The 12,335-nt window shown below is 54.8% G+C and carries 11 protein-coding genes; 4 read left to right on the top strand and 7 right to left on the bottom strand.

All coding sequences use genetic code 11. From position 1 onward, the window contains the following. Window positions 1-108: 108 nt before the first annotated feature. Window positions 109-654, bottom strand: coding sequence for an efflux RND transporter permease subunit (locus Pla52nx_RS12065; protein ID WP_146520119.1), 546 nt, complete (start codon window positions 652-654; stop codon window positions 109-111). Window positions 655-1,143: 489 nt separating this feature from the next. Between Pla52nx_RS12065 and Pla52nx_RS12060 the strand changes: the two genes are divergently transcribed. From Pla52nx_RS12060 to Pla52nx_RS12045, 4 genes are all read left to right on the top strand, one after another. Beyond that, window positions 1,144-2,130 (top strand): AAA family ATPase, encoded by a 987-nt coding sequence (locus Pla52nx_RS12060; RefSeq protein WP_342190388.1) that lies wholly within the window; start codon window positions 1,144-1,146, stop codon window positions 2,128-2,130. Between the two features lie 14 nt (window positions 2,131-2,144). Beyond that, the gene (locus tag Pla52nx_RS12055; protein WP_146520121.1) at window positions 2,145-4,751 is read left to right on the top strand and encodes a S8 family peptidase; all 2,607 of its coding nucleotides are present in this window, start codon (window positions 2,145-2,147) and stop codon (window positions 4,749-4,751) included. A 62-nt stretch (window positions 4,752-4,813) separates the two neighbouring features. Then, window positions 4,814-5,254 (top strand): transposase, encoded by a 441-nt coding sequence (locus Pla52nx_RS12050; protein ID WP_231741981.1) that lies wholly within the window; start codon window positions 4,814-4,816, stop codon window positions 5,252-5,254. A gap of 169 nt (window positions 5,255-5,423) precedes the next feature. Beyond that, window positions 5,424-5,813, top strand: a complete 390-nt coding sequence (locus Pla52nx_RS12045; RefSeq protein ID WP_146520122.1) for a hypothetical protein — start codon at window positions 5,424-5,426, stop codon at window positions 5,811-5,813. A gap of 201 nt (window positions 5,814-6,014) precedes the next feature. On the opposite strand, the gene Pla52nx_RS12040 is transcribed toward Pla52nx_RS12045, so the two are convergent. The 6 genes from Pla52nx_RS12040 to Pla52nx_RS12015 form a co-directional block, all read right to left on the bottom strand. Next, window positions 6,015-6,731, bottom strand: coding sequence for a 3-keto-disaccharide hydrolase (locus Pla52nx_RS12040; RefSeq protein WP_146520123.1), 717 nt, complete (start codon window positions 6,729-6,731; stop codon window positions 6,015-6,017). Window positions 6,732-6,849: 118 nt separating this feature from the next. Next, a complete protein-coding gene (locus Pla52nx_RS12035; RefSeq protein ID WP_146520124.1) occupies window positions 6,850-8,124 on the bottom strand; it encodes a Gfo/Idh/MocA family protein in 1,275 nt (424 codons plus the stop codon). 117 nt (window positions 8,125-8,241) lie between these two features. After that, the gene (locus Pla52nx_RS12030; RefSeq protein ID WP_231741982.1) at window positions 8,242-9,696 is read right to left on the bottom strand and encodes a sulfatase; all 1,455 of its coding nucleotides are present in this window, start codon (window positions 9,694-9,696) and stop codon (window positions 8,242-8,244) included. Between the two features lie 150 nt (window positions 9,697-9,846). Further along, window positions 9,847-10,824, bottom strand: a complete 978-nt coding sequence (locus tag Pla52nx_RS12025; protein ID WP_146520125.1) for a PmoA family protein — start codon at window positions 10,822-10,824, stop codon at window positions 9,847-9,849. 130 nt (window positions 10,825-10,954) lie between these two features. After that, a complete protein-coding gene (locus tag Pla52nx_RS12020; protein WP_146520126.1) occupies window positions 10,955-11,782 on the bottom strand; it encodes a prolyl oligopeptidase family serine peptidase in 828 nt (275 codons plus the stop codon). Beyond that, window positions 11,782-12,321, bottom strand: coding sequence for a DUF6797 domain-containing protein (locus tag Pla52nx_RS12015; protein WP_146520127.1), 540 nt, complete (start codon window positions 12,319-12,321; stop codon window positions 11,782-11,784). Before Pla52nx_RS12015 ends, Pla52nx_RS12020 begins: the two co-directional genes overlap by 1 nt. Between the last annotated feature and the right edge of the window lie 14 nt (window positions 12,322-12,335).

Raw genomic sequence — 12,335 nt, 5'->3', positions numbered from 1 at the left:
GCCGCCGATCAATCATGATCGGCGGCTTTTTTCTTGGGCTTTTGGAGGCATTCGCTGGCTTCAAAAAGTTCAATCGGGTTGAGCTGGTTGAATCCGTCGAAGGGTGCCCTATCGAGAAACAGCCGCGTCGTTGGACACAAATCCGAGGTCGGCCAACACGGCGTAGAGGCTGGGTACGACTAGCAAAACGAGAACCGTTGACGTCATGATGCCGAAGGCGATGCTGACGGCCATCGGGATCAGAACTTGTGCTTGCAGGCTGGTCTCGAAGATCAACGGGAGCAAACCGGCAACCGTGGTAAGTGACGTTAGCACGATTGCTCGGAAGCGTTCGCGACTTGCAGAAGTCGCTGCCGAGAGAATGTCTGTCTTTTGTAACCGCCGCTCTTTGAGGAACAAGACAAGCAAGATTGAGTCGTTGACGACAATGCCGGCAAGAGACGCAAAGCCGAGCGCGCTGGGCATGGTCATGTCGATGCCGACAATCACGTGTCCCCAAAGAACTCCGATCAAAGCAAACGGAATCGAAGCCATTACGACAAGCGGCTCGAAGTAGCTGCGAAATTGAAAACTAAGCAGCACAAAGACGCCGACCAAACCGATGGAGTTATGTGGAGCGGAATCCGCTGCGAGCGAACATGGTCCAGAGAACATAGTCCAGCGGAGTCAGGACTGGGAGTGCTAAAGACTGAAGCCGACAGCTCGAAGTTGGCCGGATGAATTGCTCTGCGACGGCACAATCCTGAAGCTCGCTCAGTGGACTCGCCATGTCGACCCAGTGGAATGTCAACGGAGTGGAACCAGAAGCCGCTAGGTCGGATCTACCTAAATCCGCTGGACTTTTTGCCACTTGAGTAGACTATGTGCTGTGGTTGTCAAAGCGATAACGGAAGATGAAATGCCGTACAATGAAGTGAGTGTCGACCTCGAACGGCCCATATGTCACAATTCCGACCGACATATGGCTTCGCCACGTGAGTCGTCAAGGCAGGAAGGATATAATGGCTACGATGTATTTGCGGGCGAACCACAGCCCAGAAGGTCGATATTGAAGGAGACCTAGAGATTAGAACAGGCAAGCAGGATTCGCTGGGCGCAGACCTAGCGACTCTGAGTTCGAGGGCGCACGAAATGAAAGCTGAAATGCTCAAGAGACTGGTTCGAGCCATCGCGATGGGATCACAGGACGATCTCGATCGCCTTGCGGACTCGATCGTCGAGACCGAACGCAAGAGCGGTCATTCGCGACTTGCCAATGAGCTGGAATCGATCCTCGACGACACGCAAAAGAAGAAGCGGTCAAGTCGAGGCGGCATCGACTCGGATCGAAGTATTCGCGAGTTGCCGATCAGCCGACGGCATCGCGAGATGCTCGTTACGTTCATTCCGCACGACGCACTCGAACACCACATTGTGCTGAGGCGCGACATCGACGAACGATTCGAACGAGTCGAGAAAGAATTCGCGGCACGCGAAAGGTTGTCCGCCTATGGGCTGAACCCGCGAAAGAAAGTGCTGCTGTACGGACCTCCCGGATGCGGCAAGACACTGGGAGCCAAACGCATCGCGTGGAATACCGGCCTGCCGTTGATGAAGGTCAGGTTCGACGCGTTGGTGTCCTCCTACTTCGGCGAGTCAGCATCCAACCTCCGTGCTGTGTTTGACGCAGCTCGTGAACAACCGTGCGTGCTTCTTCTCGATGAGTGTGACTTCATCGCTCGCTCTCGCGTCGCTTCAAAAGACATTGGCGAAGTGGCACGTATCGTCAATACGCTGCTACAGCTGATGGAAGAATACGACGCACCGGGATTGCTCGTGGCAACAACGAACATCGAGAACTCGCTCGACGAAGCACTGTTTCGCCGCTTTGACGACGTCTTCCAAGTTCCACTTCCGGGAAAGGAAGAGATTCACAAGCTGCTGTCGCTGACCCTGTCGAGCGTTGAACGGGCGAAGTCCATCCAATGGGACGACATTGTCGACAAGCTTGAAGGCGTGTCCGCAGCATACGTTGTTCGTGTTGCTCAGGCAGCCGCCAAGACTGCCGTCCTGTGCGGCAAACGCATCGTGGAGCATGAGCATTTTGAAGCCGCGATTACGGAACTGAAACGCCCTGACGGGGAAGCCTGACGAAGTAGGAATCGATGCCGAACGGACGCAACTTTCAACATCTCCCGCTGATACTTCGTGAGAGAGGGGCAGCCAAACTGACCGGTGGTGGCTCGGTCGCTGATCAGACTCTCGACAATCGCACGAATCGAGGCACCCACAGTGCAAACTTGCAATCGAGCGCATCAACCGTCGTCAATCAACGTCAGGCAACGATTGCCCAGCGAGCCACTGAGTCACTCCCGGACCTTCCACCCGGAGTTCCACTACTTCTGGAAGTAGATCCGGGCCTCGACATCGATTTGCTTCGTCATCATTTCAAATTCGAAATTGTGTCAGAGGAAGAAGGCGGGTTTGTGATCGTGGCGAGTGCCGATATCGACCTGTCCGATTTCTTGAATGCGGTAACGGGATTCGCAAGTTCGGCTCACGGCACGGCGACTATCGCCAGTGTGCATCGGGTCGATGACGATCCGGACCAGAATCAACGCTTGCGGCTAATCCTCTCGGAACCTCTCTTTGGACTGTGGCCGAACGTTGACGACAACGCCAACTACGTCGTGGATATCGGCGTGACGTGCTTGGGGGCGCAAGAGATCCCGCCGGTGCCGAAGCGAGGAAAACGCGACACGGACGCCACATGGGCGCGGAAGGAAAGCGATTGGGCCAATGAACGCACTGAAGCGTACGACGCTTGGTACGACATCCAAGAGCTACGAATTAACGAAGTTCGTCGCATCATCGTCGACGGATACAATGGCTCGATTGGTCAAATCTATCACACAGATCCGGTTGATGCGGTCACCTTGCCAGACAGCTTCACAATGCGTGTCGAAGTTAGCGGTAAAGGGTTGAAAGACTTTGTCCTGAACTTCCCCTTCGTTTTTGAAGTTGTTGAACCTGACGACATCACACTTCCCGATCTCGATTCGGAAGCCGGTGTTGACGCGGAAAAGTATCCATCTCCGCAACCACCAGAGGATGATGCTCCTGCCGTTTGCGTGATCGACAGCGGAATTCAGGAAGAGCATCTGCTTCTCGAGCCGGGTGTCGACAAGCCAACGTCACGTTGTTTCCTGCCGCCCCCGACAACAGCCACAGATGTGGCGGACTATGTAGCTCCCGGAGGGCACGGAACTCGCGTGGCTGGTGCTGTCTTGTACGGTGAACTGATCCGACGAGATGGTCCTTATCAGCTACCTTGCTGGATTCAGAATGCCCGAATCCTCGATGCGGCCGGTGAATTGCCGAAGGCATTGTTCCCGGCAGCGTTGCTACATGCCGTGGTGACACACTTTCACCGCGGACCAAGGAAAACGCGAATATTCAATCACTCAGTCAATGCTGACAGCCATTGCCGTTTGCGACACATGTCGGCTTGGGCTGCTGAGATCGATTCGCTGTGCCAGCTCTTCGACGTTCTGATTGTTCAAAGCACTGGCAACCTCCGAAGCACTGCACCGGCTCCGAATGCAGGAGTACGGGATCATCTCAACGCAGGCCGAACATATCCCGCATTCTTGCTTGAGCCTTCGGCTCGTGTCGCGAATCCGGCCCAAAGTCTTCAAGCCATCTCTGTGGGCTCCGTCGCATACAATTTCTACGAGTCAGCGGGATCGAGGAGCTTCGCTAATCAGGAAGCACAACCGTCGAGTTTTAGCAGGTCGTGGCTCGGAATCTGGAATGTCATCAAACCCGAAGTTGTTGAATTCGGCGGAGACTTGTTGAGATCGCCCGGAACTCCCCTGATTCTCTCCACGCCAGCCGAAGGACGCGATTGTTACCCGGAATTGGTTCGATCAACTTTCCACGGGCCGGGACCGGCGGCTGACCGTGACGAAATCGGAACTTCGTTTGCCGCGCCGAAAGTGACGCACATTGCCGTTCATCTGCAGCGACTCCTTCCGGATGAGCCGTGTTTGCTCTACCGCGCTCTCATTGTGCAGTCTGCTCGATGGCCCGAGTGGACACGGGATGGTGTCGACACGAACCTTGCGATCCGAACATTAGGATACGGGGTTCCGGACCTTGAGCGTGCCACGACAAATACAGATTACCGTACGACGCTCATCTCGTCCGGCGAAACAGGGATTCGTGCTGGCGAATGCGATGTGTATCAGGTACCCATCCCGGAAGACCTGCGACGTCCCGGTTACGAGTACGATGTCCTTGTCGAAGTGACGTTGTCGTATGTCGCTCAACCACGACGAACGAGGCGGAACCTACGTCGCTACTTATCGACATGGGTAGATTGGAAGAGCAGCAAGCTTGGCGAATCCATTGAGTCGTTTCGGCGACGGGCATTGAAAGACCAAGACGCAGATGACAATGCAGCTCAAGGGAAAACACTTCGTTGGACTCTTGGGGCACGGACTGACCACGGTGACATAGAGGGGGCGAAGCGAAGTTCCGGCACGGTCCAAAAGGATTGGGCAATCGCCAAATCGAACGAACTTCCCGAAAACTTTTGCATCGCGGTTATGGGACACGAAGGCTGGAGTAAAGATCCAGATTCAGAAGCTCGGTACGCTTTGGCAGTCAGTTTTGAAATTGTTGGTAGAGAAATCGCTATTTACGATGGTTTACGAGTTGCGATTGAGGAACTGCAAGCCGAGCTGGAGATGGAAATCGAGGTCGAGTAGAAAGGAAATCGCTAAAGCTGCTATCTGCTTTACGAAGGACTTCGGTCGACTATCGTCCAGTCATGCCCGGCAGCTCCAGAGCTTCACGAGGTCGGTTTGTTGACCATGTTTTGAACCGGGACAATGGTCACGGCGATGTCATTCATCAGGATGACGAATTCGCCACGTTTGTGAACCTGATGCGGGAGGCTCACGAAAAGGTGCCGATGCGGCTGACAGGTTTTTGTTTGATGACAAACCATTTCTACCTGCTGTTGTGGCCGCATGAGGATGGAGACCTCAGTCGCTGGATGCAGTGGCTCATGACGTCTCACGTTCGCCGTTATCATCGACATTATCAAGGCAGCGGCCATGTCTGGCAGGGGCGATTCAAAGCGTTTCCTGTGCAGTCCGATGAACACTATCTGACGGTGCTGCGTTATCTGGAGCGGAATCCGCTGCGAGCGAATATGGTCCAGAGAACATGGTCCAGTGGAATCAGGACTGGGAGTGGTCGAGCCTGAAGCCGACAGCTCGAAGCGGGCCGGATGGACTTCTTTGGGACGGTTCGATCCTGAAGCCCGCTCAGTGGACTCGCCATGTCAACTCAGTGGTTTGTGACAGGTGAAAATGAGGGCTAGTTGTAGTAGATCAGCTGTTTCGTTTCTACCACAATGTTTCAAGGAGAATTCGATGCGAACGAAGATCACGAGTTTCAATGGGATTGCGTTGGCACTGGTTGCAGCTGCCATCACCATGTCGTCCGACGCAAACGGACAGCAACCCACCGAAAAACCAGCCGCCGCAGGGCCTCCGGCGTGGGTGCTTGATGCGTGGGCGACTGGCGAAGTTCCGATCCCGCCAGCAGACGGCCCACCTGCGTGGGTTGTTGAAGCATGGCAGAACGGCGAGCAGCCAAGTCGCCCGATGGGACCGCCGCCATGGAGTGGCGCGCGTCAGGAATTCGCGAAGGAAATCGGCCTTCCGGGGCCACCCGTCGAGGTTCTTGAGGCGTGGGAAAACGGCGAAGGCTTCAGTCTTCCCGGACCACCCGACTCGGTGTTTGAACTGATCAGGTTCTGACGGCTGATTTCGTCAATCTCGGCAAGCTGGCTCTCTCGCATCAGACAATTTCGTGAGGGGCAGCTATCCGTAATCAATCCAGATGAATTGAAATGGATTGATTGCGACTGCCATTCGTAGTGTCACCTCAGATCTCACTTACTCAACCAACGAACAACCGAATCGACAGCAAGGCGTTATCGGACCAGATCAGTCATTTCTCTACGGCACAACGGTGTCAACAGAGTTCGGCTCACGGATGCGAATGTTGCGGAATGAAACGTGCCGGATCTTATCTGGTGACTTGACACCATGCACTTGTAGGGCAATGACACCCTGGGGATATTTCTGATCGATCTCGTTATCCAGCGTTACGTCGCCGACGAGTTCTCCGTTGATCCATGTTTGAATGTGTTTCCCCTTTGCGAGAATACGAACCTTATTCCACGCTCCATTGATCATCAGGCTATTGCGTTCCAAGTCAGCGGTTGGAGTGAACCAACGTCCGTTTCCTTGCCCGAATATGTGGCCGGAGCGTCCGGGAGACTTGCCAAGGTCGACTTGCGGTCCATGCACGCTGGCGATGGTGTCACCCTTTGCGTTGGCGCGGGTCGTGCTGGTGCGAATTTGTATGCCTGAATTCAGGTCCATGTCATGAAGCTTGACTTCGATCTCCAACTCAAAGTCGCGATATTCCTTCTCTGTACACAGAAAGTGTGTCTTGCCGGAGCTAGCCCCGCGTATGACTCCGTCAACGATTTGGAATTGTTTGTTATCACCCGATGCGTTCCAACCGTCCAAAGACTTGCCGTCGAACAGGGGTACCCAATCATCGGCGATCGCGGTGGCACAGCAAAGCGAAATGGCGACCAATGCGATGACTGGACAATTCCGTTGCTTGTCCGCACAGCGGGTACGATACAGTGAATCGAATAGCATCGAAGTTCCTATGACGAGAGATAGCTTGTGAAGTTCTATTTGTGCGGCAGGTTTTCAACCTGCCCGAGTTCTCGCATGCGTGGCAGGTTGAAAACCTGCCCCACGGTGATCGCCCAACCTAAACATTAGGTAGTGAGTATTCGGGACGACGTTCTTTGTTCAACAATGCGTTGGCGGACTCATCGCCGATGATTTGCTCCTGGGTGGCGTCCCAATTGATTGTGCGGCCGGTGATGCGACAAATGTTGATCAGGTGTGCGACGCTGCTAATCAGATGTCCGACTTCAACAGGAGCGTTGGGTTCCTCTCGTGATTCGATGCAGTCGAGCCAATTGCCGACGTGATTTTCAGACTCTTCACCCTGGTAAGGTGCAAGTAATGTCGTCGGGTTGCAGGCGAAGCGTCCACGGTTGATTTCCATCTTGCCCTTCTCGCCGATGAAGATGCCTCCGAAAGCCGGTCCATTGTCACTTTCCAGTCGAACCACGGTGCCGTCGGGATAATGAAGGCGGACTCCGCGATCGCGAGCATCCTTTGCTTCCGTGGACGGTTCGATACGCGTCGGCGCGACATTCTCCCAGCCCATTGCCATATGAACCATGTCCAAAGCATGCGCACCACGATCGCAAATGGGGCCTCCGGTGAAAACATCAAAATTCCGCCACCTGCGGTGAAGTTGTTCGTGGTAGTCGAGCAACTGAGCCTGGTCGCAGAATCGACTCCAATCCATGCCTTCGGGAACGGCTTGCTGTTCGAGGCCTGTTGCCGGTCGCGAGCCGGAATAGTTCTTGACGAGAATCGTGTGCACTTTGCCGAGGCCGCCGCTTCGAACGAATTCGCAGGAGTACCGATTGTTGGCCGTGCTACGTTGTTGCGTGCCGACCTGCAAGATGCGTTTGTGTCTTCGCACCGCGTTGACTAACGCGCGGCCTTCCGGAATGCTGAAGCTCAGTGGCTTCTCCGCGTACACGTCCAGGCCCTTGGCACAGGCGATCATAGCCGCACGCACGCGAACATGATCCGGCGTTGCGATGATGACTGCATCGAGTTCTTCCTGATCGAGCATCAGTCCGTAGTTCTGATAACGCTTCCATGAGTCACCTGCCTTGGGATCGTTCTTGTTATCGGCCGCCAGGACATCGATCTGTGGTAGATAACAATCGCAGACGGCGACCAACTCGGCTCGATGAGATTCACGAGACAACGCACGCGTCAGCCATTTGGCTCGATTCCCCGCGCCGATCAAACCGACGCGCAACTTGCCGTTCGCAGATGCTGGGGTTGCGGCATAAAGCATAGATGGCAACAGGCCAGACGCAGTCAGTGTGGTGGTCGCGCCGATCGATTTCAAAACGGTTCGACGTGAAGGATTTTTTTGAGGGGATTTATTCATGGTTGATCCTGTGTTGGTGATCCGTGGTGGACGAAGTCACGAGTCGTTTTCATGGGGGACTCGTGACCTCGTCCACTACGGCAGGTAAGAAGTCATCTGCCGAATGCACGAAAGTGTCTATTCGCCTTTCTTTTTCACTTTTTTGGTTTCCCTACGCTCTCTAGTCAGGGCAGAGGAAAGGGGGTGAGCGGCATTCTCGAAACCGGGGACGAGAGTGCGAAGGTTATTGACGGTGGTGGCGTATTTCGGGTTGTCGATCTCGTTCGTCCATTCGTGAGGGTCCTTCGTGGTGTCGTAGAACTCCTCTTCGTCGGCCCCATAGCGGGTGTAGCGTCCGAGCTCGTGGCGGATGCTGATGTAGGCCAGATCTGTTTTGACTTTGTCGCACAATCCCGTGATCGCGGTGCTTTCCCAAGGAGCCTGCGGGTCTTCGAGCAAGGAGACCAGTGAGCGTCCATCGATGTACGCGGGCGGCGTGACTCCACAGAGCTCGGCCAGGGTGGGGTAGATGTCCATCAGGGAAACAAAACGTTCAGATACGCCTCCGGCTTTGGTGACTCCCGGCGCACGAAACATCAGCAAAGTGTGCGTTCCCTCCTCCCACAGAGTCGTCTTTTGCCAGTGGTGCTTTTCCCCCAAGTGGAAGCCGTGATCGGTGAGGAAAACGACAATGGTGTTGTCCTTGTAAGGGCTGTGTTCGAGGGCATCGAGAACGCGCCCGATCTGGGTGTCGACGTACGTGGTCGTGGCCAGGTAGGCTTGCACCGCTTCTCTGTGTTTTCCTGTCTCGACGACTTTGTCGGCGAAGCTTCCGATCCCATCACTCACCGCTTTGGCCAGCGGAGGAAGGTCGTCCAGGTCATCTTCTTTCAATTCGGGCAGCACAATCTGCTCCAGAGGATACATGTCAAAATACTCCTGCGGGACATACCAGGGCATGTGAGGATTGAATGTGCCGTATGCCAGGAAAAAAGGCTTGTCGTGTTGTTTCTCCAGAACCGCGATGGCCTTATCGGCCCCGCGAGTGTCATTCATTTGCTCCTCGGCAAGATGAATGGGTCCCCAATCCTGTTCTCCCCCACTGAGTTTTGCCAGGGGCGCTCCGGGAGGAGCCGGGTCTCTTTTGTGGCCAACATGTTCATTCCAGTGCTCTTTCTGGTCCCAGCCGTGGGTGATTTTGCCATAACCGAAGGTGTCGTAGCCGCTCTTCTTGAACAACCCGGCAAGTGATAGCACGTCATCCCGGTTCAGTACTTCACTCTTGTTGATCGTCTGCGCGTTGTTGTAAATACCCGATTTCCAGGGTGCTACGCCTGAAAAAAACGCGGTGCGAGAAGGCGAGCAAACCGGCGCGGCGGTGTAGGCTCGCGTGAAGTTGACTCCGCTGTCAGCCAGCTTGCGAAGATTCGGTGCGATCACTTTGCCGGCATAGCGATCGGCATCTTCCAGCATCCAGCTATTCAAATCGTCGGCAACCAAGAAGAGCACGTTCATCCGCTCGTTTGCCGCGTCGGCTCTAGTGACGCAGATCGCTGAAACCATCAGCATTATTGTCAACAGGATTCTTTTCATACGAATTCCCAAGTGCTGCTTTTAGTGGATGGGCAAAATTCGGATGGGCAAAAAGATGGAAGCATTTTTCTGCCCAACATGTTTCTGCGTTGGAACTCAATGTTTCTTGGTTAGACATTGACTCCCAACAGACCGCGAATGACGGGCGGACTATTTCTCAGTCTTCGCGTATTCGTCCCAGTACTTCTCGATCACGTTCACGTCGATTGCTTTGGAAGTCACCAAGTAGCGGTAACGTGAAACGTATTCGTTGCCAGGCGAGATCTCGAACGGGCCTTCGACCATGGGCGAGAAGCAGAAATACGGCTTGTTGGGATGAAGCCGCACAGGTTGAGGCGCACGAAAGTTCATAGGACTGCAGAAGACGGTTGCCGATATGTCCTGACCATCGATTTTGCCAGAAAGGGCAACCCAGTTGGGACGAGTATGATTCCCTTTCCAGCGGTCATGGCCATCGCTGGTCAGGAATTGCAGGTCGCCCGGCTTGATGCTGTGATCTTCCTTTTCCTTCAGCCACTGGTAGTTGCCGCGGATCGCCATGCCACCGTAATGGTACTCGGACAAGCTCAGCGGTTTTTCGGAAACGCAGTTTTGAACGCTGACAATGTCGAAAAGAAAATGGTCCTCGGGGGTTTGATGAACTGTGACGGTCCAGACCTCGTGGATCGCATCAATCCACTTGTCACCCTGCTTCACCATAAACGCGTGTTTGACACTGAAGGAGACGTTATGCTTTTCTCGGTTCAGTTTCTGCACTTCGCGAAATTCGATTTTGCCAAGATCCTTTGCCTGATTCCAAAAGTCGACATTCTTTCCGTCAAACTTGCTCTTCACCCAGGCAAAATAGAGAGCATGTTGATGGGCATGATCCTCGGGATAGTCACCCGTGAGTTCCTGCCCGGTCGGGGTGTAAATCGGATGAATGTAGCCGCTGCGGCTGAAGTGCTTCTCAATGCCATTGGGCACCGGCCTCGCGGTCTTGACGTATTCGAGCACGGGCTTGCCGCGCAGGGTCACGCGGATCGAGTCATCTGTTTCCGTCAGTTTAAGGTCCCCGCCGAAAACGGGCTGGAGTGAGGCGCAGAGCGCACAGGCGAGCAAGAGAACAAGGAATTGGGGAGGTTTCATTGGATTTGTTTCATTGGATTTGTTTCAAGAGTTCAGCTTCCTCTTTGCCTACCGTTCCGGAGCAAAGACACGGCCAGGGTAACGCCATTGCCACTGCTCTTAACGAATGCAGGCATGGCTTCCGATCAGCCTAAGGTTTGTCCTTGTGTTGGGCGAACAACCACTCGGCGAGACCCTCCTGCTCCTTCCAAGCCTCGCAAATCTGGCCATGGCTCTTTTTGGGGTCCTCGGTGTATTTGATCATTCCACCCACCTTCTCGAACGCCTCGACGACTGCTCTGGTTCCGGCCACGGGGCAGGTCTGGTCTCCCGCGCTAGCGAAGGCCCAGATGGGAAGCTCCTTCCATTGTGCCGCCATCTGTGGATCGCCCCCTCCGGCAATCGGCACCGCCGCAGCGAAGTAGTCTGGGCGTCGCGCGATCGCGTCCCAAGTGGCGAAGCCCCCCATTGAACGGCCGGTGACGTAGATGCGGGTCTTGTCGACCGGCAACTCGGCGACCAGTTTGTCCAAGATGGAAAGAGCGAGGGTCATTTCGTCGCTGACGGCCACTTTTTTCGAATCGTAGGCGCCATCCGACCAGTTGTGGTTGACCCAGCGTTTTCCTCCCAGCGGGCATTGCGGAGCGACGATGAAGGCGGGGTGCTTGCGCTGCATTTCCGCCGAACTCAGGACGGGAAAGGCGAGGGAGCCTCGGGCCTGGTTGTCGGTGCCCCGACCTTTCGCGCCATGAAAACACAGCACCAGTGGATAGGTCTTCCCGTTCTCCACCTTTTTCGGGGTGAAGATCCGATAGGGCATGGTGGTGCCATCGGCGCTCTTGAACATGCGGGCTTCGCCGGCCACTTCATTAGCGGGCTTTTCCACTGCATGGGCCGAAACGGAAACACACAGGATGGCGAGGATGGCCGAGGGAGCCGTTTTGAATCGATGCGCTTTCATTCGTATCTGCGTTTTCATTAGTATCTCAGATCCCGAGGCGGATCCTGCTTCATTTCCTCATCGGTTCGTTTGGCGCGCGGATCGAGTATCCGAGGCGTTCCGGTCCCCACACCGGCATAGAGACCATTGCGAAACCAGATTTCACCGTTGGGTTGAGGCAAGGCATCCGTACCGGGAGGAACCTTCTTCAATTCGTACGGATAGCTGGTGACAGCCAGGTTCGCGTTGACGAAGGGCGTTGCTCCCGCCGTCCACACAGCAGCAGCACGAAGCAGATCGATGCCATAGGCCACGAAGCAGTCACCCGCGAGCGGAAAGACCATGGCTCGAGGCACTACGTTCTCATCGAGTCGATCTGCACCTTTCAGAGTTCCGTCAAACGTCGTTGAAAAGAAGAGTAAGTCGGTTTCAATGAATTGCCGCCACGGCCAACGTTCGGCAGTCTCTTTTGCGTGACTTTGTTTGGTTTGGGCATTCGCCGTCGAAGCGATCACGCCAAACAAACACAATAGAATCCAGACCGGCAAGCATATCTTCGTTGCGAGGGAGAAATTCATCGTTCGTTCCATTG

Source organism: Stieleria varia (assembly GCF_038443385.1).
GTDB classification, from domain to species: Bacteria; Planctomycetota; Planctomycetia; order Pirellulales; family Pirellulaceae; genus Stieleria; species Stieleria varia.
The sequence above is the reverse complement of the archived record's forward strand: the minus strand, read 5'-3'. Positions and strand labels throughout refer to the sequence as shown.

Bases quoted from the DNA above. Each gene is read 5' to 3' on its own strand.
- Pla52nx_RS12065 (WP_146520119.1), bottom strand. From the start codon at position 654: ATGTTCTCTGGACCATGTTCGCTCGCAGCGGATTCCGCTCCACATAAC.
- Pla52nx_RS12060 (WP_342190388.1), top strand. From the start codon at position 1,144: ATGCTCAAGAGACTGGTTCGAGCCATCGCGATGGGATCACAGGACGAT.
- Pla52nx_RS12055 (WP_146520121.1), top strand. From the start codon at position 2,145: ATGCCGAACGGACGCAACTTTCAACATCTCCCGCTGATACTTCGTGAG.
- Pla52nx_RS12050 (WP_231741981.1), top strand. From the start codon at position 4,814: ATGCCCGGCAGCTCCAGAGCTTCACGAGGTCGGTTTGTTGACCATGTT.
- Pla52nx_RS12045 (WP_146520122.1), top strand. From the start codon at position 5,424: ATGCGAACGAAGATCACGAGTTTCAATGGGATTGCGTTGGCACTGGTT.
- Pla52nx_RS12040 (WP_146520123.1), bottom strand. From the start codon at position 6,731: ATGCTATTCGATTCACTGTATCGTACCCGCTGTGCGGACAAGCAACGG.
- Pla52nx_RS12035 (WP_146520124.1), bottom strand. From the start codon at position 8,124: ATGAATAAATCCCCTCAAAAAAATCCTTCACGTCGAACCGTTTTGAAA.
- Pla52nx_RS12030 (WP_231741982.1), bottom strand. From the start codon at position 9,696: ATGAAAAGAATCCTGTTGACAATAATGCTGATGGTTTCAGCGATCTGC.
- Pla52nx_RS12025 (WP_146520125.1), bottom strand. From the start codon at position 10,824: ATGAAACCTCCCCAATTCCTTGTTCTCTTGCTCGCCTGTGCGCTCTGC.
- Pla52nx_RS12020 (WP_146520126.1), bottom strand. From the start codon at position 11,782: ATGAAAACGCAGATACGAATGAAAGCGCATCGATTCAAAACGGCTCCC.
- Pla52nx_RS12015 (WP_146520127.1), bottom strand. From the start codon at position 12,321: ATGAATTTCTCCCTCGCAACGAAGATATGCTTGCCGGTCTGGATTCTA.